Source organism: Sphingobium trunci, from assembly GCF_022664535.1.
GTDB lineage: Bacteria > Pseudomonadota > Alphaproteobacteria > Sphingomonadales > Sphingomonadaceae > Sphingobium.
This window is the reverse complement of record NZ_JAKUJY010000004.1, coordinates 195,003-217,215: the sequence shown is the minus strand read 5'-3', so window position 1 is coordinate 217,215 and position 22,213 is coordinate 195,003. Positions and strand designations below refer to the sequence as shown.

General features: G+C 64.7%; 19 protein-coding genes. 10 read left to right on the top strand and 9 right to left on the bottom strand.

The genetic code is table 11. The annotated features are described in order from the left end of the window. Positions 1–51: 51 nt before the first annotated feature. Both MJ601_RS05790 and MJ601_RS05785 read right to left on the bottom strand, forming a co-directional pair. Positions 52–837, bottom strand: a complete 786-nt coding sequence (locus tag MJ601_RS05790) for an enoyl-CoA hydratase (RefSeq protein WP_242124245.1) — start codon at positions 835–837, stop codon at positions 52–54. Then, on the bottom strand, positions 837–2,396 hold the full coding sequence (locus MJ601_RS05785) for an AMP-binding protein (protein WP_242124243.1): 1,560 nt from the start codon (positions 2,394–2,396) through the stop codon (positions 837–839). Before MJ601_RS05785 ends, MJ601_RS05790 begins: the two co-directional genes overlap by 1 nt. Positions 2,397–2,564: 168 nt before the next feature. On the opposite strand from MJ601_RS05785, the gene MJ601_RS05780 reads away from it, so the two are divergent. Continuing rightward, entirely contained in the window at positions 2,565–3,734 is a 1,170-nt protein-coding gene (locus tag MJ601_RS05780; RefSeq protein ID WP_242124241.1) for an NADH:flavin oxidoreductase/NADH oxidase, read from the top strand. Positions 3,735–3,749: 15 nt separating this feature from the next. Here MJ601_RS05780 and MJ601_RS05775 read toward each other — a convergent pair whose 3' ends face one another. After that, complete coding sequence (locus MJ601_RS05775) at positions 3,750–4,787, bottom strand: DUF2332 domain-containing protein (protein ID WP_242124238.1); 1,038 nt, start codon at positions 4,785–4,787, stop codon at positions 3,750–3,752. A gap of 23 nt (positions 4,788–4,810) precedes the next feature. Further along, a complete protein-coding gene (locus MJ601_RS05770) occupies positions 4,811–5,671 on the bottom strand; it encodes an HTD2 family dehydratase (RefSeq protein ID WP_242124236.1) in 861 nt (286 codons plus the stop codon). Positions 5,672–5,844: 173 nt separating this feature from the next. On the opposite strand from MJ601_RS05770, the gene MJ601_RS05765 reads away from it, so the two are divergent. The 8 genes from MJ601_RS05765 (at position 5,845) to MJ601_RS05730 (ending at position 16,061) form a co-directional block, all read left to right on the top strand. Further along, positions 5,845–6,783, top strand: coding sequence for an acyl-CoA thioesterase (locus tag MJ601_RS05765; RefSeq protein ID WP_242124234.1), 939 nt, complete (start codon positions 5,845–5,847; stop codon positions 6,781–6,783). A 197-nt stretch (positions 6,784–6,980) separates the two neighbouring features. Next, positions 6,981–8,216: a CaiB/BaiF CoA transferase family protein gene (locus MJ601_RS05760; RefSeq protein ID WP_242124232.1), complete on the top strand. Its 1,236-nt coding sequence runs from the start codon at positions 6,981–6,983 to the stop codon at positions 8,214–8,216. Between the two features lie 23 nt (positions 8,217–8,239). Further along, complete coding sequence (locus MJ601_RS05755) at positions 8,240–8,548, top strand: hypothetical protein (RefSeq protein WP_242124230.1); 309 nt, start codon at positions 8,240–8,242, stop codon at positions 8,546–8,548. Between the two features lie 36 nt (positions 8,549–8,584). Next, on the top strand, positions 8,585–10,087 hold the full coding sequence (locus MJ601_RS05750; protein WP_242124228.1) for a class I adenylate-forming enzyme family protein: 1,503 nt from the start codon (positions 8,585–8,587) through the stop codon (positions 10,085–10,087). Positions 10,088–10,142: 55 nt separating this feature from the next. Beyond that, positions 10,143–11,147, top strand: a complete 1,005-nt coding sequence (locus MJ601_RS05745) for an enoyl-CoA hydratase/isomerase family protein (protein WP_242124226.1) — start codon at positions 10,143–10,145, stop codon at positions 11,145–11,147. Then, positions 11,144–12,148, top strand: a complete 1,005-nt coding sequence (locus tag MJ601_RS05740; RefSeq protein ID WP_242124224.1) for a CoA transferase — start codon at positions 11,144–11,146, stop codon at positions 12,146–12,148. The genes MJ601_RS05745 and MJ601_RS05740 overlap by 4 nt, the downstream gene beginning before the upstream one ends. Further along, positions 12,145–13,530: an amidohydrolase family protein gene (locus tag MJ601_RS05735; protein WP_242124222.1), complete on the top strand. Its 1,386-nt coding sequence runs from the start codon at positions 12,145–12,147 to the stop codon at positions 13,528–13,530. The genes MJ601_RS05740 and MJ601_RS05735 overlap by 4 nt, the downstream gene beginning before the upstream one ends. A 215-nt stretch (positions 13,531–13,745) precedes the next feature. Continuing rightward, entirely contained in the window at positions 13,746–16,061 is a 2,316-nt protein-coding gene (locus MJ601_RS05730) for a TonB-dependent receptor (protein ID WP_242124221.1), read from the top strand. A 221-nt stretch (positions 16,062–16,282) separates the two neighbouring features. Here MJ601_RS05730 and MJ601_RS05725 read toward each other — a convergent pair whose 3' ends face one another. Continuing rightward, a complete protein-coding gene (locus MJ601_RS05725; RefSeq protein ID WP_242124218.1) occupies positions 16,283–17,419 on the bottom strand; it encodes a zinc-dependent alcohol dehydrogenase family protein in 1,137 nt (378 codons plus the stop codon). Positions 17,420–17,526: 107 nt separating this feature from the next. Here MJ601_RS05725 and MJ601_RS05720 point away from each other — a divergent pair, with 107 nt between their 5' ends. After that, positions 17,527–18,018 carry an acyl-CoA thioesterase gene (locus MJ601_RS05720; RefSeq protein ID WP_242124216.1) on the top strand — a complete coding sequence of 164 codons (492 nt, stop codon included), beginning with the start codon at positions 17,527–17,529 and terminating at the stop codon, positions 18,016–18,018. A gap of 45 nt (positions 18,019–18,063) precedes the next feature. Here the strand turns inward: MJ601_RS05720 and MJ601_RS05715 are convergent, their stop codons facing one another. The 4 genes from MJ601_RS05715 to MJ601_RS05700 form a co-directional block, all read right to left on the bottom strand. Next, positions 18,064–19,095 carry an aldo/keto reductase gene (locus MJ601_RS05715; protein ID WP_242124214.1) on the bottom strand — a complete coding sequence of 344 codons (1,032 nt, stop codon included), beginning with the start codon at positions 19,093–19,095 and terminating at the stop codon, positions 18,064–18,066. Positions 19,096–19,131: 36 nt separating this feature from the next. Beyond that, positions 19,132–19,848, bottom strand: a complete 717-nt coding sequence (locus tag MJ601_RS05710; RefSeq protein WP_242124212.1) for an NADPH-dependent F420 reductase — start codon at positions 19,846–19,848, stop codon at positions 19,132–19,134. Positions 19,849–19,874: 26 nt separating this feature from the next. Further along, the gene (locus MJ601_RS05705) at positions 19,875–20,942 is read right to left on the bottom strand and encodes an NAD-dependent epimerase/dehydratase family protein (RefSeq protein ID WP_242124210.1); all 1,068 of its coding nucleotides are present in this window, start codon (positions 20,940–20,942) and stop codon (positions 19,875–19,877) included. Positions 20,943–21,052: 110 nt separating this feature from the next. Continuing rightward, positions 21,053–22,213 (bottom strand): acyl-CoA dehydrogenase family protein, encoded by a 1,161-nt coding sequence (locus MJ601_RS05700; RefSeq protein WP_242124208.1) that lies wholly within the window; start codon positions 22,211–22,213, stop codon positions 21,053–21,055.

Sequence of the window (22,213 nt, the reverse complement as noted above, 5' to 3'; positions counted from 1 at the left end):
AAAAGCGGAGGAGCCACGCCCCTCCACCCCTATCCCGTAACTGCTGCGCCTTTATTGCTGCGTGCGCCCGCGCGCCTGCACGACGCCGCGACGGCGCTCCACCTCCTCCGGCGTGACCTTTCCGTTCATGTCGGAGGATATCTCCAGCTCATGCGCCATCGCGTCCCCGAAGGACAGGGCGAAACCGTCGTCGATCAGCTTCTTGTACACGCGGACCATGGCTGGATCGGCGCTTTCGATGTCGCGCGCCAGCGCCTTGGCGTGGCTCAACAGTTCATTGGCCGGAACCACGCGGTTCACCAGGCCCCAGGCGCAGGCGGTCTGCGCATCCAGGAAATTGCCGCTGAACGACAATTCCTTGGCGCGCGAAATGCCGATCATGCGCGACAGCTTCTGCGACAGGCCCCAGCCGGGCATGATGCCCACGCGCGCATGGGTGTCGGCGAAGCGCGCCTTGTCCGACGCGATCAATATGTCGCAGGCCAGCGCCACCTCGAACCCGCCGGTGATCGCAACGCCGTTGATCGCGCCGATGACCGGCTTGGTGCAGACTTCGATCGCCTTGACCGGATTTTCGTCGGCGCCTTCGGCGTTGGCGGCGCTGAGTGCGCCCGGCTCGGACCCCAGCTCCTTCAGATCCAGCCCGGCGGTGAAGGCCCGGTCGCCCGCGCCGGTCAATATGACCACCCTGATCGCGTCGTCCTCGTTCAGTTCCGTCATGACGTGGAACAGGCGCGAGCGGAGCGCCTTCGACAGGGCGTTCATGGCGTTGGGACGGTTGAGGGTGACGACGGCGGTGCCGCCATCCCGTTCGATGGTGACCAGGTCTTCGCTCATCATGTGCCTTTCGTGGTGGCGCCGCGCAAACGCGCGCGCAATTCATGCTTCAGCACCTTGCCGGTGCTGTTGCGGGGGAAATCCGCGACGATCTCGACTCTCTCCGGCGTCTTCTGCCGGGCGATGCCGGCGGCGAAGAAATAATCCCTGACATTCTCCAGCGACGGCTGGCCGCCGGGCGCCGGGATCAGGAAGGCGCAGACGACCTCGCCCATGCGCTCATCGGGCGCGGCGACGACCGCCGCCTCGGCTACGTCGGGATGCTGGAAGAGCAGATCCTCCACCTCGCGCGAAGAGATATTCTCGCCGCCGCGGATGATGATGTCCTTCTTGCGATCGGTGATCTGGAGATAGCCATCCGCATCCAGCCGTCCGACGTCGCCGGTCAGGAACCATCCGCCCGGCAGAAACGCCTTTTCGTTCAGCGCCGGGTCGCGATAGCCGATAAACAGATCGGGCCCGCGCAGGGCGATTTCGCCCTCTTCCGCGTCTTCGCCATCCTCATCGATGAAGCGGATTTCCGCGCCCAGCATGGGCTTGCCCTCGGTCGTCAGCCGCTTGTCGATCGGATCGTCCGGGAAGCCGGTGCTGACGGTCGGCATCTCGCTCGACCCGTAGCAGCGATAGGTGCGCAGGCCCTTGGCGGAGCAGCGTTCGATCAATGTGGGCGAAACGGGCGCCGCGCCGACCATGACGTTGGTCAGGGTCGAGAGGTCGAGCCCTTCGCGGTCAGCCGCGTCGAGCAGGCCCGAGAGATGGAAGGGCGTGAAGGAACAGCTCGTCAGCCCATGCGCCTCGATCAGCCGTCCGGCCTCGGCCGGGTCCCACAGGTCCATCAACACCAACGGCCCGCCGTAAAGCATCGTGCGGATCATCGCATAGGCGCCCGCGACATGACCCGGTGGCCATGGCGAAAGCGTGCGGTCATGGTCCAGATCGCGGAGCCGGGACTGAATCGCGAATTCGGAAAGGATGGTACGGCTGCTATGCTGGACCCCCTTGGGGTCGGAGGTGGTGCCGGAGGTATAGACCAGCAGGGCGACGTCATCGGGCGCGCGGACAATGGCTGGGACAGGCTCCGCCGACGCAACCATCTTGTCCCAGCCGATGGCGCCCTCAGGACGAAGCGGCCCGACGACCACATGATGCCGCAAATCGGGCAGGTCTCCGCATTCCGCCAGCACGGCGCCATAATCGGCATTGCGCCAGCGGTCGGGCGTCACGATCAAGCGCGCGCCCGACTGGCGCAGGATGAAGGACATCTCCTTCGCGCCATAAATGGATACGATCGGCAGCAGGATCGCCCCTGCCCGCGCAATCCCGGCGCAGGCGATCATCCATTCCGACCAGGCCGGAAGCTGCACGGCAACGACATCGCCCGGCCCGATCCCGAGCCGCACCAGATGCGCGGCGAACAATTCGCCCTGGGCAGCGATATCGGCCAGGGTCAGGTCGACGGGCCGAACGCTCGAGGAGACGACAACCCTCGCCTCGCCGCGATCGCGGGCGGCATCGGCCAGTGCATCTGCGAGATTGCGGTCCGCCTCTGGAAATTTCATGCTCGACACCTCTCCGCCGCTGCCTCCCCCCTGTTATTTAGGCCAAGGTTGTGGCGCAACTACAAAACTAACCATTATAACTTTCTGTTGAAATGCTAGGGACTCGCCGTCACTTTGCCCAAGCGAAAAGACCGGGACAGCCAGATTTCAGATGGTTCAGGAGAGACCGTGACCCAGAATCTTCATACGTTAACGCCGCAAACAGCCCCTGATCTCGGCACATTGTTCGAGCCAATGCGGATTCGCGGCCTGACCCTGCGCAACCGCATCGTGGTGTCGCCCATGGCCACCTATTCGGCTGTCGACGGCTACGCCACCGATTGGCACGTCCAGCATATCGGCAAGCTGGCGGCCGGCGGCGCGGGTCTGGTGTTCATCGAGCAGAGTTCGGTCAACACGCAGGGGCGGATCACCCATGGATGCCTGGGCATCTGGGACGATGACCATATTGCGGGTCTCAAGCGGCTGGCGGACATCGTCCGTTCCTTCGGTGCGGCTTCGGCGATCCAGATCGCGCATTCAGGACGCAAGGGTGCTTCCCAGCGCCCCTGGGAGGGCGGTGGACCGCTCGGCGATGCCGACATAGCGGCGCGCGGCGAAGGGCCATGGGACATTGCGGCGCCCAGCGCCATTGCCTTCGATCAGGGTTGCCAGACGCCCGCCGAGATGACGATCGAACAGATCGAGGCCGTGGTGGAGGATTATCGCCTGGCCTTCGAGCGCGCGCTGAAGGCTGGTTTCGACATTGCCGAACTGCATTGCGCGCACGGCTATCTGATGCACTCCTTCCTCTCACCGCTCGGCAACCAGAGGACGGACGAATATGGCGGCGACCGCGAGGGGCGGATGCGGCTCCCGCTGCGCATCGCCGCGATGATGCGCGACATGTGGCCGGAGGACAGGCCCTGTTTCGTGCGCATCTCGTCGGTCGATGGCGTCGATATTGGCTGGGGCCTGGACGATTCGGTGGCATTCGCCGCTGCGCTCAAGGCCATCGGCATCGATGTGGTCGATTGTTCGTCAGGCGGCTTCAAGCTGCCCGCACAGAACAGCCTCGTCGCCCGCACGCCGGGCTTCCAGCTTCCTTTTTCGGAGCGCATCCGCAAGGAGACGGGCGTACTGACCATGGGCGTCGGGTTAATCCGTACCGGCGAACAGGCCGCCGCCGCCCTTGCCGAGGGTCGTTGCGACCTGGTGGCCATCGGCCGCGAACTGCTGTGGAATCCCAACTGGCCAGCGCAGGTCGCGGTCGAGATGGGCGTTCCCGACGCGTGGAAGCTGTGGCCCGACCAGTATAATTGGTGGCTGCGGCGGCGCCAGGTCCAGCAGGGACGCTGACGCCGCGCGCCGGTTTCACTCGATCGGCGCTATCCACAGGCCATGCGGCTGGGCGTGGGCCAACATCTCCGCCTCCGCATGGCCGGGCCAGCTCCGCACCTTGAGCACCGGGCGCCTGCTCTCCCGGTCGCCTTCATAGGTCACCCAGCCGAGCGGACGGGAGGGCGTCGCCGCCTCGCCCGCCGCGGCCATCGCGGCCTCTATCCGGTGGCGCGTCTCGCGCGGCAGATATTGCCACATGATGCTGTGCACCAGCACGCGGCAAGTGCCGTCGGCCTGCGGTTCGGCCAGCCGCGCTTCGATCCAGTCGGCCGCATCGCCCTGCTCCACCTTGGGCGGATGGGTGAGCGCAAGGTCCAGCACCTTGGCAAGCAGCTCGACCCGCCGCGTCTGGTCCGCCCAGACATAGGCCAGCAGCCGTTCGACCGCTCCGGGCGCCCGGATGTCGATTGGCGCGATATCCACGCCGCGCACGCTGAGGATGGAGACCGGAACATCGGGCGGCGGCGCGCCGCGCCATTCGGGCTCGACCAGAACCGGCGAGTCCGATGGACCGACCTCCACCCCTCCCAGATCCATGCGGAACCGGTCGATCAGCAGGTTGAGCCCGGCCGAAGAACCGATTTCCAGCAATTCGAACGGCAGTCCATGGCGATCCGCCAAGGCCAGCAGGCCGGTCATCAGGATGGCCGACCGGCCCGGCTCGTTGGTCTGGGGCGGGCCGTCCAGCCAACGGCTGATCTCCCCATCATGCTGTGCGATCGTCGTTGCGATCAGATCACCCGCCTGACTGATCTCGCCACCGTAGATCGGCGCCAGTTGCGGCGCGCGGCCGGAGCGATAGAGGGCGTGAAAGGGTGCCGCGAGGCGCAGCGCCAGCGCGTCGGCAATGGGTTCGCCGGGCCAGTCGAGCGCCCGCCGCCCGGTTTCACTTTCCCGATCGAGCCGTTCCGCCAGCGCCCCGCATACCGCGCCCGTCGCCGGTGCGCCGTCGTTGATGCAGAAATCCCGCTGCCATTTCAGCGCATCGCGCACCTGCTGTTCCGTCGCCATCGCAATCATCCTCGCCTATCTATTCAGTTCCAGGCCGCATCCGCGCGCATCGCGAATGGGCCGCCGGGCCGCGCCGTCCAGAGCGACAGCCCACCATCCCCCGATGCTTCGCAATGGAGTTCCACCGGCTGAAGGTCATAAAGCGGGCTGCCGCTGCGGAAGGTGAAGCGATCCGGCGCGCGGCCATCGCGCTGCCGCGCCGCGAAGTGCAGCAGCAGCGTCGCCTGAAGCGGACCGTGCACGACCAGGCCCGGATAGCCTTCTATATCCGTCGCATAGGGACGGTCATAATGGATGCGATGGCCGTTGAAGGTGAGCGCCGAATAGCGGAACAACAGGGGCGGTGACGGGTCGACCGTCTGCTTCACCATGCCTTCCGGCGCGGCTTCGGCGGTGGCGGCCGCGGGCGGCATGGAGCCGTCCTCCGCCCCGCGATAGACGATGGTCTGCTGTTCCTCGACCACGACGCCGCTGCTGCCGGAGATGCGGTGATCGACGGTGACGAAGCACAGCGTGCCCGTCCGCCCCTCCTTGACGGTCACGTCGGAGATCCGCGAATCACGCCGCACCCGCTCGCCAACCCGCAGGTCGCCGATGAAGGCGATGCGGCTTGCCGCCCACATCCGGCGCGGCAGCGGGACCGGCGGCAGAAAACCGCCTCGCGCCGGGTGCCCGTCGGCACCCAGCATCGCCGTTGCGGCGATCGGCTGGCAAAGACAGAAATGCAGCAGCCTGGGCGCCGCATCCCCTTCGCCGGCCGGATCGCCCGGCATGTCCAGCGTCAGGTGGAACCGCGCCGCCAGACCGGGGTCGAGCAGGTCCTCGACGCGCTCCTCCGCGCCGATCCAGCTCCGCAAATGCTCGATGTCCAGGCTTTCCGTCATTTTTCCTCTCATTCCGCACGGCGCACGCTCCGGCAACCATGATGATATCTTCCGCAGCCGGTCTTGCAATGCCGCCCCGAAGCTTGACACAGACCGACGAAGATCACTAGGTTATCTATCTAGAAGGATTGATAAGAGCGGGGAAGCCGGATCGGATGGCAAGCGGCGAGGCCATGTTGGACAGATGCGGATCGGACGCCAACGGGCAATCCCAACCCTTGCTCGTGCGGTTGCTCACGCTTCGCGAGGAGGGTGGGGATCGATTCACGGCTACCATGCCGGACGGTCCCGCCCGCCCGATTTTCGGCGGCCAGTTACTGGGCCAGTCCGTCATGGCCGCGCTCCAGACCGTCGGCGACGACAGGCCCGCCCACTCGATGCACGCCCATTTCCTGCGCGCGGGCCTGACCAGCCGTCCCCTGACCTATGCGGTCGAGCGCATCCGTGACGGCCGCGGCTTTTCGACCCGGTCGGTCGAGGCGATCCAGGACGGGCGCGTGCTGTTGCAGGCGACGATATCCTGCCACGCTGCTCCCGAAGGCCTGTCCTTCCAGGCGCCCATGCCCCAGGTGCCCGGTCCTGAGGGCCTGCGCACCGAACAGGAACTGCGTGACAGGGCGATGGAGCGCGATGATATCCAGTGGGTCTCCCCACCGACCATGGGCGGCATGGGCATGGAGCTGCGGTCCACCTGTCCGCGCGATTTCGCCGAACCCAGGGTGATGCAGCCCGCCCATCAATTCTGGATCCGGCCGACCGAACCGGTCGGGCAGGACTGGCGCCTGCGTCAGGCGGTGCTGGCCTATACCAGCGACATGATGCTGCTTTCCACGACCTTGCTGCCGCATGGCATCTACTGGTCGACGACGGGCATGCAGCGCGCCAGCCTGGATCACAGCATCTGGTTCCACGGCGTGCCCTCCTTCGACGACTGGACGCTCTGGTCGCTGCACACCTCGTGGAGCGGCAACGGCCGCGGATTGGCGCATGGCCAATTCTATGATCGCAGCGCTACTCTGATAGCATCGGTGGCGCAGGAGGGATTGATTCGCGTGGTGGAAGAGCGGAAACCCATGGCTGATCCCGACGCCGGGGAAAATGGCGCGGACTGAAGGGCGGAATTCATGCGCAGCAAAGGCGTTGACGGGAAAATGGCGCGCAATGCGACTGGTGGCGCCTATTTAACCTATTTACGTATGTTCCGGTGCCTTTTATACCTAAGTTGACAGAACGTCATTTTTATCGCTTGAACGCGTTGCGACGAGGCCGGTTCCGCAAGAACCGCCATATGTAGGAGGAGATGCAGACAATGACGAAGGTGATGGAGGGCGTTCGGGTCCTGGAAATAGCCCAGTTCACTTTCGTGCCCATGGCCGGCGGTGTTCTGGCCGATTGGGGCGCGGACGTCATCAAGGTCGAGCATCCCGTCCGCGGCGACGCGCAGCGCGGCATCCAGATGCTCCAGCGCCTCGCGGTCAATCCGCAGCGTTCCAGCCTGATGCAGCATCCCAATCGCGGCAAGCGCTCGGTCGGCATCGACGTTTCCACGCCCGAGGGGCAGGAACTGATCTACGAACTCGCCAAGCAGTGCGACGTGTTCCTGACCAACTATCTGCCCCAGCAGCGGCAGAAGCTGAAGATCGACGTGGAGCATATCCGCGCCGCCAATCCGAATATCATCTATGTTCGCGGTTCCGCTTTCGGCGACAAGGGCCCGGAGCGGGAAAAGGGCGGGTTTGACTCGACCGCCTTCTGGGCGCGGGGCGGATCGGCCAAGCTGGTGGCGCCCAAGGAACTAGGTTCGCCGCTGCTTCAGCCCGGCCCGGCCTATGGCGACACGATCGGCGGCATGAACATCGCGGGCGGCATTGCCGCCGCCCTCTTCCACCGCGAGCGCACCGGCAAGGCCACCGAGGTCGACGTGTCGCTGCTCTCCTCCGGCATCTGGGCGACCGCATGCAGCGTCGATGTCGCGATGGAGCTGAAGACCAATCCGTTCGAGGCGGCGATGCCGGGCAAGAACACCGTCGGCACCAATCCGCTGATCGGCATGTTCGAGACGGAGGATGGCGGGCATATCAGCTTGTCCGTCCTGACGCCCGGACCCTATATCAAGGACACGTTCGAGCATCTGGGCATCGGCGAACATGCCGACGATCCGCGCTTTTCCACCGACGTCGAGTTGATGAAGGAGGAAAATACCCGCGCGGCCTACGAAATGATCGTCGCCGCGTTCAAGACCAAGCCGTTCAAATATTGGACCGATCGCCTCAAGACCATGCGTGGCCAGTGGGCGGCCTATCAGTCAGTCTATGATGTTTCGTTCGACGAACAGGTTCTGGCCAACGACTTCATTTTCGAGGTAGAGTCTGCGGACGGCGGCGCGCCGATCCGGCTGGTTGCGAATCCCGTCCAGTTCGATCACGCGAAGGTCGAAACGACGCGCGCGCCGGAAGCGTCCGAACATACCGAACTGGTGCTGATGGAACTCGGCATCGAATGGGACCGGATCGAACAGTTGAAAGAGAAAGGCGCGGTCGCCTGAGCGGCCCGCAGGGAGACTAGAACATGCAGGTTAAGCCCGGTTCACGTTGGAAGAGCGCGGTGGACAGCACCGAAGTCGTGGTCGTTCGTCCGCCCAAGGGCGACGTGTCGCTGGAATGCGGCGGCCATCCCATGGTCGCCCTGGGCGAAGCCGCGCCCGAGGGCCTCACCATCTCGCCCGATTTTTCGGGCGGCACCTCGGTCGGCAAGCGCTATGTCGATGCCGATAGCGGCATCGAACTGCTGGGCAGCAAGGCTGGTCCCGGCTCGCTGTCGGTGGACGGGCGCGCCGCGACGCTCAAGGACGCCAAGCCGCTTCCCGCTTCGGACTAAGCGCGGTCAGGCGCAAGACAGGACAGATCGACCCAGATGCAGACCCACCTCCTCCTCGAAATGGCGGCCGAAGCGATCGGTGACCGCGAAGGCTATACCACTGTCGAAGGCGGTCTCAGCTATGCTGAGGCGTTCCGCCGGGCCAAGGGAGGTGCGAACTTCCTCAGCCGTTTCGAAGGGGACAAGGTCGTGTTCCTGGGGCATAACGGCCCCGCCTTTCCGCTGGCGCTCTATGCCGCCGGGCTGGCGGGTCGGCCCTTCGTTCCGCTCAACTATCGCCTGGCCGATGCCGATCTGCGCAAGCTGGTCGCGCGAACGGCGCCCTCGGTGCTGATCGCGGACGGCACGATGGCGACGCGCGTGCATGGCGTCGAGGGTGTGCGCGTCGTCACCCGCGAAGCGTTCGAGGCCGCCTGCGTCGACGACGACAATTGCTGCGCCGAACTGCCCTTCGTGGATCAGGATATCGCCATCCTGCTGTTCACCAGCGGCACCACCGGCGATCCCAAGGCGGCGGTGCTGCGGCACGGCAACCTTACCTCCTACGTCATCTCCACCGTGGAGTTCATGGGCGCGGGCGAGGACGAAACCGCTTTGGTCAGCGTGCCGCCCTATCATATCGCGGGCATCGCGGCCGTTCTGACCGGCACCTATTCCGGCCGACGCATCGCCTATCTCCATAGTTTCGCGCCCGACGCCTGGGTCCAGCTCGCCCATGCGGAGCGGGTGACGCACGCCATGGTCGTGCCGACCATGCTCAGCCGCATCCTGGATGCGATGGAGCTGCTGAAGATCGAGCTGCCGCATCTGCGCGCGGTGTCCTATGGCGGCGGCCGCATGCCCGCCGCGGTCATCGAGCGGGCGATGCAGAAGCTGCCCAATGTCGATTTCGTCAACGCCTATGGCCTCACCGAAACCAGCTCCACCATCGCCGTGCTGGGACCGGAGGATCACCGCCAGGCGTTCGCGTCCCCTGATGAGAAGGTGCGCGCGCGGCTCGGTTCGGTCGGAAGGCCGCTCCCCAGCCTGGAACTGGAAATTCGCGGACCCGACGGCAAGACCGTGCTCGGCCCCCGCGAATCGGGCGAGATCTATGTGCGCGGCGAACAGGTCGCCGGCGAATATCTGCACAAGAAGGTGCTGTCCGACGATGGCTGGTTCGCGACCAACGATGCGGGCTGGGTCGATGAGGACGGCTATCTGTTCGTCGAGGGCCGTCTGGACGACGTGATCGTGCGTGGCGGGGAGAATATCTCACCCGGCGAGATCGAGGATGTGCTGCGCCAGCATCCGTCCGTGGTCGACGTGGCTGTTTATGGCCTGCCCGACGACCAGTGGGGCGAAAAGGTCGGCTGCTCGATCGTCTGCGCCGATCCCCGGCCGGAGACGGCGGAACTGGCGCAATGGGTGCAGACCCGCCTGCGTTCGACCAAGACGCCGGAAAGCTGGGATTTCCGCGCCGAACTGCCCTATAATGAAACGGGCAAGCTGCTCCGCCGCGTCCTGAAGGTGGAGATGACGAAGGACATCGCCGCCTGACAGGAGGCTGCCTTCAGGCTAGGGCATGACCTGGCGGCGAACGGGAAGGCAGGTCATGATCGATAGTCTGGAGGCAGAGCGTTTTTCGGCCCTGGGCGATCGACCGATCTGCTTCCTCGATCTCGGCTCGCCGGATGCGATGGAGCAGGCAAGGCTGCTCTCCCGCGTCACCCAAGCCGCTGTGGTTGGGTTGGACCCGGAAGGTGCCCTGCCTGGCGTGGACGAATCCCTTTTCGACCTGCTGATGACCAGTGCCGTGGACGCGCCACGGCCCTGGGTCACGGTGGCCGCGGCGCATTGGCGGGATCGCATCGAGGCCATGACGGCTCTGGCGTCACGCCATCCGGTAGCAACGACCATAGCGATGCGGCTGATGCGGATGCAGGCCGATATGGGGTTCGAGGATGCGGTGCACGCCGAATCCCTCGCCTATTCCACGCTGCTTGGCGGAGCGGAGTTTCGCCAATGGCTGTCCGAGCGCAAGACCGAACCCCGGACAGTCGTTGCCGCCCCTTTTATCGAGATGGAGCGCAGCGACGACCATGTGACGGTTCGACTGGCGCGGCCGGACAACCGCAATGCACTGTGCGCCGGGATGCGCGACGCGCTGTTCGAGGCGCTGGCGGCGGTGGCGGACGATCCCACGCAGCCCGCGCTCTGGCTGGAGGGCGCGGGGCCCTGTTTCTCGACCGGCGGCGACCTCCCCGAATTCGGCAGCGCGAGCGACCTTGCGATGGCGCATGTCATCCGCACGATGCGAAGCTGTGCCGTCATGCTCCACCGCATCGGTGATCGCGCGACGGTGGTCCTTCATGGCGCCTGCGTCGGATCGGGCATAGAAGTCCCGGCCGCGGCGGCCAGGCGCATCGCCCGTCCCGGCACCTTCTTCCACCTGCCCGAACTGCGCATGGGCCTCATTCCCGGCGCGGGCGGCACCGTCACCCTGACGCGCGCCATAGGACGGCATCGCACCGCCTATATGCTGCTGAGTGCGCGCCGGATCGATCTCGCAACGGCACTGGACTGGGGTCTTGTCCACGCCGTGGATGCCGCGACATGACCACTTCTCCGCTGGTGGTAAAGGCAGCGGCCGCCATGACCGGAGAAATCGCGCGGCTGACCCGCGACAATGGAAAGAGCGTAGAGATCGATCCGGTCCAAGTGCTCGATCGATCGGATTCGCTGCCCTTGCGGGAACCGGGACTGGTTTCGCCCAATGGCAGTTGCCGCCTGATCGAAGCGCGCGACGGTTGGATCGCCGTCAACCTGCCACGGCCGGACGATGCCGAACTCGTGCCTGCCTGGACCTTCGGGGAAATGGAGGAGGACCCCTGGGCCGCCATTGCCAAGGCGGCCGGCAGCGAAACGACGCGGGATTTCATCGCACGCGGCGCTGAACTAGGGCTGGCGGTCGCGCAGTTGGGAGAAATCAAGGCGTCCAGCTGGCGCGCGCTGTCTCTCCGTTCGGCCCTCGCCCGCCCCGCCCCCGTCAAGACGCGCCTGAAAGTCGTCGATCTCTCCACCTTATGGGCCGGCCCCCTGTGCGGCGGCATATTGGCCGCCGCTGGTCATGACGTCGTCAAGGCGGAGAGCCGAACCCGGCCCGATCCTGTCGCCAGCGCCACCCCCTTGCTCGACCGGCGGCTGAACGGCGCCAAGCGGCGCATGGGGATCGACTTCGACCGATCCGGCCTCATGGACCTGCTGGCCGGGTGCGACATCCTCATCACCAGCGCGCGGCCACGGGCGTTCGAGGCATTGGATGTCACGCCCGATCGCCTGTTCGCCGCCAATCCTGCCCTGATCTGGGTCGCCGTCACTGGCCATGGCTGGAGTGGAGAGGCAGCATTCCGAACCGGCTTTGGCGATGATGCCGCAGTGGCCGGCGGACTGGTCGACTGGCAGGGGGGACTGCCCCGTTTTGCCGGAGACGCCGTGGCCGACCCGTTGACCGGCCTTGCCGCCGCGATCGCCGCGATCGAGGCCGCCCAGGCAGGCGGAGGCCGGATGATCGATGCCGCCCTTTCCCGCACGGCCGCCGGCGTGGCGGCGCTGCGATGAAGACGCTCCTGATCCGCAATGCCGATGTGGACGGCCGCATCCTGGACATCGCCATCAGGGAGGGCCGCATCGCGGAGATCGGCGCGAACCTGAGGGGCGAGGAGCTGGTGGACGCGCGGGGTTGCGCCGCGCTGCCGGGACTGCACGATCATCACATCCACTTGCTGGGCAGCGCCGCGCTGCTCCGCTCGGTCCAGCTCGACCCATGCCGCGATCCGGATGCGCTCGCCCGAACATTGCGAGCGGCCGACAGGATGCTCGGGCCGGGCGAATGGATGCGCGCGACGGGCTATCATCAGCAGGACGGCGCGCTGCTCGACCGACATGCCCTGGACGCCATCCTGCCTGCCCGGCCGCTGCGGGTCCAGCATCAGACGGGAGGGCTGTGGATCCTCAACAGCGCGGCGCTGGAACGGCTGGGTGGCGAACCGTGGCCGGAGGAAGTCGAACGGGACCGCGAAGGTCGTCCGACCGGGCGGATTTTTCGTGGCGATACATGGCTCAGTGCCCGCATCGGCCGGGAGACACCCGATCTCGCCGCGCTCGGCCAACAGATCGCCGCCCAGGGAATTACCGGCCTGTGCGATGCCGGGGTGACGAATGATGCGGCGAGCGCCGCCATACTTGCCGATGCGGTGCGCATGGGCGCGCTGCCGGGCGAGTTGATGCTGATGTCCGGTGGCCCGCTTGCGGCGCCGGAGGACGGAGCCTTCGCCGTCGGACCAGTGAAGATCCTGCTCGACGATCATCGCTTGCCGACGATCGACGCAGTTGTCGAAATCATCGCGCACGCCCGCTCGTGGAACCGCCGCGTCGCCGCGCATTGCGTCACGGCCGGTGAACTCGCCGTGATGCTGGCCGCCTTCGAGCAGGCGGGCGCGATGCCCGGCGACCGGATCGAACATGGCAGCATCATTCCCGCCGACGCCCTCTCCGTCATCCGCGATCTGCGCCTGACGGTGGTGACGCAGCCCGGTTTCCTCGCAACCCGCGGCGACCGCTATCGCGCCCTGGTAGACGCGGAGGAGCAAGCCGATCTCTATCGCTGCGCGAGCCTGCTGCAATCCGGCATCCCCGTCGCGGGCAGTTCGGATGCGCCCTACGGTCCGGTCGATCCATGGCAGGCGATCGGCGCGGCCGTCCAAAGGCGAACTGCTTCGGGCGCATCGCTCAACCCGGCCGAGGCCATTACCGCAAGCCGTGCCCTGAACTTGTTTCTGTCTCCGCTCGACGAGCCCGGAGGCCCAGCCCGCGCATTGAAGATCGGATCACCTGCCGATATCTGCCTGCTGAACACATCCTTCGCCGGATGGCTGGCTGATCTCCCGGCGAAACCCGTTGCGGCGACCTTATCCCGAGGCACCCTCATTCACATCGAATGATGGCCGGTCAGGCGGCAACTGCTGCCAATCAGCAACAGATCGAAACAAAATACACATGAAACGGACACCAGCCGTTTTCCGAATTGATTCGGCCCTGCGCGTTCGATAATTCTAACCAAGTTATAGAGCTCAGAGGCCGTTTCCAATAGGGAGGATGTATGAATCCGAACAAATTCAAGTTGTTATCGTCTACCTGCGTCATGGTGCTGATTGGCATGACCAGCCCCGGCGTCGCGCAGGCACAGCAGAACCAATCCGGTTCTGTTTCCGACATCGTGGTTACCGCGCGTCGTGTGTCGGAAAGCCTGCAGCAGGTTCCGCTCGCGATCGAAGCGCTATCGCAAAAGGATCTGACCCAGCGCGGCGTCACTTCGGCGGCCGATCTGTCGAAGGCGGTCGCAGGCCTGTCGATCAATTCCGACTCGGGCAACCCGTCGCTGCCCACCTTCACCATCCGCGGCCGCGGCCAGCAATATGGCGCTGCATCGGGTTCGGTGGAGACCTATTTCGCGGACATCCCGCTCAGCGCGACCTTCCAGATCCCCGGCATGGCGCCGCAATTCTTTGACGTCGCCTCCTTCCAGGTTCTCAAGGGCCCGCAGGGCACGCTGTTCGGCCGGAACACCACTGGCGGCGCGGTCGTGATCGTCCCCGAAGCCCCCAAGCTCGGCAAGACCGAAGGCTATGTCCGCGTTCAGGGCGGCACCTATAACGACTTCCAGTTCGAAGGTGCGATCAACATTCCGTTCGGTGACGATGTGGCCCTGCGCCTTGCCGCGTTTGACTGGCAGCGTGACGGTTATCTCCATTCGTCGGCCACCAACTATTTCACCGGCGCCACCGAGACGGAAAGCTCGACCGGCGGCAAGCCGCTTGGCAGCCAGACCTTCAACAATGTCAATCAGACCCAGTTCCGCGCTTCGCTGCTGGTGACGCCGTCGGACACGATCAGCAACCTGACCGTCCTTTCCTATGAAGTCGACAAGACGCGGGCTTCTGGTCTGGGCGGCATCATCAACAAATATTTCCTCACCGGAAACCCGGCCGACCTGGGCAAATATCAGGCGACGCCCATGTGCGGCAAATATTGCGGCTATGTGGACACCAATCTCACCAAGCCCGCGACCAAGGTCTATTTCGTTGCCAATACGACAACTCTCGGCCTGTCCGACACGATCAATCTGAAAAACATTGTCGGCTATATCAAGAGCGTCGGTTACACCAATGACGCAGCCGACTCCGACGGCTTCGACCTGCCGTTCATCGATCTTCCCGCCCCGGCGCGGAAGAAGAAGAACGAACAGTTCACCGAGGAACTTCAGTTGTCGGGCAAGACCGGTATGCTCAGCTACCTGTTCGGTGGCATGTATGACAAGACGTCGCAGCCCACCGGAATCACCACGATCAATCCTTATTCGATCGATTACCCGGTTCCGATCGGCGGCACTCTCTACAACTTCTACAATTTCCAGTCGACCAACATCCGGTCGAAGGCCCTTTACGGCTCCGTCACGGTGACGCCGATCGAGAAGCTCAACATCACCGGCGGTTACCGCTATACCTGGATCGACGTCGCCCAGACTTCGGGTGCGGCGCTGTACCCGGCTGGCGCTCCCCAGCCCAATAATCCAGCGGCCATCAGCACGAAGAGTGGCAGCTTCAAGGGTTCGACCTACAATATTGGAGTCGATTACCACTTCGATCAGGATCTGATGGTCTATGGCGCCTATCGCCATGGGTTCAAGCGTGGCGGTTTCAACCCGTCGTCGGGCGCGACCTTCAATCCGGAAAAGGTCGACGACTTCTCGGCAGGCGTGAAGAACAGCTTCCATCTCGGCAGCATGCCCGGCCATGCGAACCTGGAATTCTTCTACGACAAATATAAGGACTTCCAGGGCACCTATCTGGCCGACGGCACGTCTGGCCAGCTCATCACCAACACCATCAATATTCCGAAGGTGCGCTTCTGGGGCTTTGACCTGAACGCAGGCATCGCGCCAGCCCAGTTCCTCGACCTGTCGCTCGCCTATTCGTACGACAACGCCAAGATCACCTATTTCCCCGATCCGTCGACCGTGCATCCCAGCACGGCAGACCTTTCGGTGAACCCGGTGCCGCAGGCGCCCCGCAACAAGCTGACCGCCACCGCGCGTCTGCATGGCGAACTGCCGAACAACATCGGTGAGGCGGTACTGTTTGGCGCGATCAATTATCAGTCGGACATCTATGTGACGCCGTTCACGAAGCTGCTGCCTGCTGACGCGATCGCGACCTTCGGTCTCGCCAGCCGCGACTCCACCTGCATTGCGGATGGCCGTTGCAGCCAGTTGGTCCCGGCCTACACGACCGTCGACATGCGGCTCGAGTTGAACCACGCCTTCGGTTCGCGCTTCGATCTGTCGGCGGCGGTGACCAACCTGACCAACAAATATTACTATAGCGGCACCGGCGGCACCGCCGAGTTCGGTATCGAAGGCTATGCCATCGGCGCGCCGCGTATGTGGACCTTCGAGGTCAGAACCAAGTTCTGATCCCGAAACTGTCCTTCGGACGGATTGCATTGCCAGCCAGCTTCCCAGCTGGCTGGCAATCTCTTTTCCAGGGCTTGTTGGGAACGTTCGAAAACTTCATGAGCAAAAGCCGACAATCCGGCACAGAGCGCGAGCCGAGGCCGGATTCTGCACGTGAGGGCCGCTATAATAGTGAAGCGCCGGATTTAACGCGGCACTTTACATTCTGTCAATAAGGGCGGTCAGCCCTCGAAGCTGACCACCAGCCGGGCGACGCTGCCGTCATGAAGGCGGTCGAAGCCCTGATTGATCTCGTCCAGCGCGATGACGCCGCTCAACAGCTTGTTCACGGGCAGCCTGCCTGACCGATAGAGGGCGACATAGCGCGGCACGTCGCGCACCGGCACGCAGGTGCCGATATAGCTGCCCTTCACCGTGCGCTCCTCAGCCACGAGATTGACGATATTGACGCCCAACGTCGCGTCCGGCGGCGGCAGGCCCGCGGTCACCGTCGTGCCGCCCCGGCGGGTCATCTGATAGGCATTGTCCAGCGCGCGCGCGACGCCCGCAAATTCGAAGGCGAAATCCGCGCCGCCTTGGGTGAGCGCGCGCACTTTCGCCACGCATTCGGGATCGGCCGCATTGATGGTGGCGGTCGCGCCCAGGCTCCGCGCCAGTTCCAGCTTGTCTTCCGACAGGTCAACCGCGACCACCGTCGATGCGCCCGCTGCCAGCGCACCCAGCAGCGCCGCCAGACCCACGCCGCCCAGCCCGATCACGACCACGCTCTGCCCGGCCTGAACCTTGGCCGTATTCACCACAGCGCCGACACCGGTCAGGACCGCGCAACCGAACAGAGCGGCCTCCACCAGCGGCAGATCCTTGTCGACCTTCACCAGCGAGCGCCGCGACACCACCGCATGGTCGGCAAAGGCGGAACAGCCCAGATGATGGTGTATATGCCCTTCGCCGTCGCATTCATGCAGGCGGATCGCGCCGGACAGCAGCTTGCCCGAACCATTGGCCGCCGCGCCGGGTTCGCACAGCGCCGGCCGCCCCTCCGAACAGGGCAGGCAATGGCCGCAACTCGGCATGAAGACCATGACGACATGATCGCCGGGGGTGAGGTCATCGACCCCCTCGCCCGTCTCCACCACGACGCCCGCGGCCTCATGCCCGATCGCCATCGGCATCGGGCGCGGGCGGCTGCCGTTCACCACCGACAGGTCGGAATGGCACAGCCCCGCAGCCGCGATCTTGACGAGCACCTCGCCGGGACCGGGCGGGTCAAGCTGTACCTCCTCGATCCGCAACGGCCGGGTCTCGGCATAGGGATGGGCGGCACCCATTTCGCGCAAAACGACCGCTCTCACTTTCATCGGATGCCACCTGTCTGTCTCATTTATCCAGGTCGCACGGTACGGGCGGTTGCAGCCTTGACGCGCGCGACATTTGGTTCCTTATGGAAGTCAATTGGGAGATGCAAATGACAATTGCGACGACCGGGACCGGCGACGGAACCGCAACGGAAACGAAGAAAAAACCCAGGATTCGCGCCACCCGCAAGGATTATGCGCAGTTCCGTCAGATCACGACGCGCTGGATGGACAACGACGTCTACGGCCATGTCAACAATGTCATCTACTACAGCTTTTTCGACACAGCGGTGAATGCCGCGCTGATCGACGCGGGCGTGCTGGCCCCGGAACGGAGCGAAGTGATCGGGCTGGTGGTGGAGACCGGCTGTCGCTATGCCGCCCCGATCAGCTTTCCCGAAACGGTCGACGCGGGCATCCGGGTAGCGCAACTCGGCACCTCCAGCGTCCGCTATGAGATCGGCCTGTTCCGGGGCGATGAGGAGGAGGCGTCGGCTGAGGGCTTTTTCGTCCATGTCTATGTGGACAGGGACAGCCGCAGGCCCGCGCCCCTGCCAGAGCCGCTACGCGCCTTCCTGTCCGGGCTGGTGATGAACGGCTGAAGAAAAGGCGATGGCCCGGACGCGTCCGGGCCATGCAGCAGGCGGTCAATAACGCGGGAAGAGTTGCGGGTTCCGGTCGGTGTAGCGCCGGTGGCTCGAATTGGGATAGGCCGGGACAGGACGCTGGCTCGCCTTGTCCAGAGCCGCCACTTCCTCGTCGGTCAGCGACCATTGCGCCGCCGCGAGATTGTCGTTCAACTGCTCGTCCGTGCGCGCGCCGACCAGGATCGTCGTCACCCCGGGACGCTTCAGCACCCAGTTGAGCGCGACCTGACTGTGGCTGACAGTGCCACGCGCCTCGACAATGGCGTCCATCGCCGCGAGCACCGCCTCGCCCGTTTCACCCGCGAACAGCTTGAGGCCGCCCGATGCTTCCAGCCGGGTCGTACCACTCGAACCGCCCCTGAACTTGCCGCTGAGATAGCCCTGTGCCAGCGGGCTCCAGATCAGGCTGCCAACGCCCTGGTCGACGCCGCAGGGGAGCAGTTCCTCCTCCGCATCGCGCACCATCAGCGAATATTGGATCTGCTGGCTGACATAGGGGCTGTAGCCACGCTTGTCGGCGATGGCCGCGGCCTTCATCAACTGCCAGCCCGCATAGTTGGAGCAGCCGACATAGCGGATCTTGCCCGCCGTCACCAGGTCATCGAGAGCGCGCAGCGTTTCCTCCAGCGGCACGCGCGCATCGAAATTATGGACCTGATAGAGGTCGATCCAGTCGGTCTTGAGCCGCCGCAGCGAATCTTCGCAGGCCTCGATCAGGTGGCGGCGCGACAGGCCCCGGTCATGCGCGCCCGGCCCCATGGCGGCAAAGCCCTTGGTCGCAAGGATGATGTCCTTGCGCCGGTCGCCCAGCGCCGCGCCCAATATCTCCTCCGACTTGCCCTCCGAATACATGTCGGCGGTGTCGAACAGCGTCACCCCGGCATCGAGGCAGATATCGACCTGGCGCCGCGCGTCGCCGCCCTGCGTCTGGCCGACCAAGCCGAACATGCCCGTGCCTTCGGAAAAAGTCATCGCACCAAAGCTGAGCACGGACACTTCCAGTCCGCTCGCTCCCAAGAACCGGGTTTCCATTGTTGTCATCCTCTTCCTGAAAAATGGCCGCGGCGCTCAGACCCGTCCCGCGCCGGTGTGCATGGCGATCAGTTGGATCGCGAAGGCATCGCCCTCCGCCCGGCAATGCGCCACATGATCCGGATTCGCGGCGGCCAGCGCCGCACGCAGACGCGCCGTCTCATAGTCATGGCAATAGCCCAGCGTGCCCGGTTGCTGCCGCCAGGATTGGGAAAGCGGCCCCGCATCGACACTGTCGAAACCGATCTGGTCGAGCAACCCCATCAGCTTTTCCTTTGCGGCGATATCGTCACCGGAAACGGCCAAGGCGATGCGATCCTTACTCCCTTTCGGGCGGCTGCCCGTGGCTAGGCTGGGCGCCCCGATGCTGTTGAATGCCTTGAGCACCGGACGGCCGATCGTCTTCGCCACCCAGACGCTTTCGGGCAGGCCCTCATCGATCCCGGCGATCCGGCCGTCGCGCGCTTCCGGATAATAGTTGCCGGTATCGACGATGATGGTGTCGGCGGGCGTTTCCGAAAACAGGTCGGCTCCCAGCCCGGCGATCACCGTGGGCCGCAGCGCAAGGACAACGAGATCGCGGGCACGCGCCGCCTCCCGCCGGTCCACCGCCTGCACGCCCAGCCGGTCGGCCAGGTCGCGCAGTGAGTCCGGTCCGCGCGAATTGGCGATCATCACCTTGTGACCAGCCTCGCTGAACAACCTTGCCAGCGTGCCGCCGATATTGCCGGCCCCGATGATTCCTATTTCCATCCATTCCTCTCCGGTGAGGCAGCCCGTCAGCCCTTGGGTACCGGAATCTGCCCCGTATCGACGATCTGCTGGAACATGTCCTGCATGGTCTGCGCAATCGGCCGATAGCTCATGCCGAGTTCGCGGACGCTCTTGCTATTGTCCGCCTTCCACGGATGGCCGACATTGCGGGAAATGAACTTGCGGGTCGTGGACTTGTCGGCCAACGGCCCCACCAGCCAGACGAGCCATTTGGGCAGGAGGCTTTTGGGCAGGGGATATCTGGGAAATTTGGGCCGCAGCGTCGCCGCCAGATCGAGCAAGGAGGTGTTTTCCGCGACGATGATGTTGCGCCCGTTCGCCTCCGGCAGGAAGCCCGCGCGCAGATGCGCCTCGGCCAGGTCGCGCACGTCGATGACGCCGATGCCGATCGCCGGGATGCCCGCCTTCATCGGGCCGCCGCCCATCTGGCGGATGACCGCGAAGCTCTCGCCCTCGCCATAGGGATTGATGGCCGGGCCGAGCACGAAGCCCGGATTGATGACGACCAGCTTCCACCGCGACTGCGCCTCGGCGATCTTCCAGGCTTCCTTCTCGGCCAGCACCTTCGAATAGGGATAGGGATTATGGTCGAGCGAGGAACTGCTGTTCCAGCATTGCTCGGTCATCACCTGGCCCGGATAGGTCGCGATGTCGGCCGCGTCGCCATAGATGGCAGCGCAACTGCTGGTGACGACCACGCGCCGGACCGATTCCGTGCGGTTCGCGGTTTCCAGCACATTGCGGGTGCCCTTCACCGCCGGATCGACCAGTTCGGTCTGTGCGTCCTTCACATCGCGGAAGAAGGGCGAGGCCGTGTGGAACACCACCTCGCAACCGGCCATCGCCTCCGCATAGGAGCCTTCGTCGAGCAGGTCCGCCTTGAAATAGCGGATCGTTCCGGGAAGGCCCACCGCTATTTCATTGAGATATCGGAGCTTCTCCGCATTGCCGGGGTCACGCACCGCCGCATGGACGGTGGCGCCCTCCTCCAGCAGCCGCTTGACGATCCAGCCCGCCACATAGCCGGTCGCGCCCGTGACCAGCACCGGCTTGCTCTTGTCGATATCAACCATGGCCTTCCCCTTTCCAACCGTTTCAGCACCGCGCAAAGATCCGACATCCATCGGCCCGTCCGGGGACACTGCGTCGGCGCCCGACAGTCGTCAGGCGCCGGTGGCAGAGATCACAGGGATCGCGCGATAATCATCTTCATGACTTCGCTCGAACCGGCAAGGATGCGGCGCACACGCACATCCTTGTACATACGCGCAATCGGATATTCGGTCATATAACCATATCCGCCAAAAAACTGGAGGCACTGGTCAACGACCCGGCCGCACAGTTCGGAGGTGTAGAGCTTCGCCATGGAGGCAAGCTCGGTGGTCATCTCACCCCTCATATGCTGTTCGACGCAGCGATCGACAAAGGCTTCGCTGATGGTCGTCTCGGTCTTCATCTCGGCCAGCTTGAACTGGGTGTTCTGGAAATCGAACAGGCGCTGGCCAAAGATTTCACGTTCCTTCACATATTCCAGCGTCAACCACAGCGCGCGCTCGGCTGAACCCTGGCACAGAAGGGCGGTGAGCAGACGCTCCTGCGGCAGCTTCACCATCATCTGGGTAAAGCCCTTGCCCTCGACCCCGCCGAGCAGGTTTTCCGCCGGTACGCGGACATCGTCGAAGAACAGTTCGGACGTGTCCGACATCTCATTGCCGATCTTGTCCAGATTGCGTCCGCGCCGGTAACCGGGCAAGTCCGCCGTCTCGACCACGATGAGCGACACGCCCTTGGCGCCCAGCGTCGGATCGGTCTTAGCCGCGACGACGATGATGTCGGCATTCTGGCCGTTGCTGATGAACACCTTCTGCCCGTTGATGACATATTCATCGCCCTCGCGCCGGGCGGTGGTGCGGATACGCTGAAGGTCGGAACCGGCATGCGGTTCGGTCATGGCGATCGCGCAGATCCATTCGCCGGCGCAAAGCTTGGGAATCCAGCGCGCCTTCTGCTCCTCATTGGCGTAGCTCAGAAAATAGGGCAGCACGATGGCGTTGTGGACGGCCAGGCCCCAGCCCTCCAGATTGTGGCGGCCGACTTCCCGCGTCAGGATCGCCTCATGGCCGAAATCGCCGCCTCCACCGCCCAGCTCGGCGGGCATCGACGCGCCCAGCAGGCCCGCGTCACCGGCCGCGCGCCACACTTCGCGAGGCACGATCCCGGCGTCGCGCCATTCCTGGACCCGTTCGGGGGACGCCTCGCGCTCGAAGAAGCGGCGAACCGTCTCGGCGAACATCTCGTAGGATTCGTCCGCAAGGGCGGGAGGCAGGCTGGTCATTGCATTCAT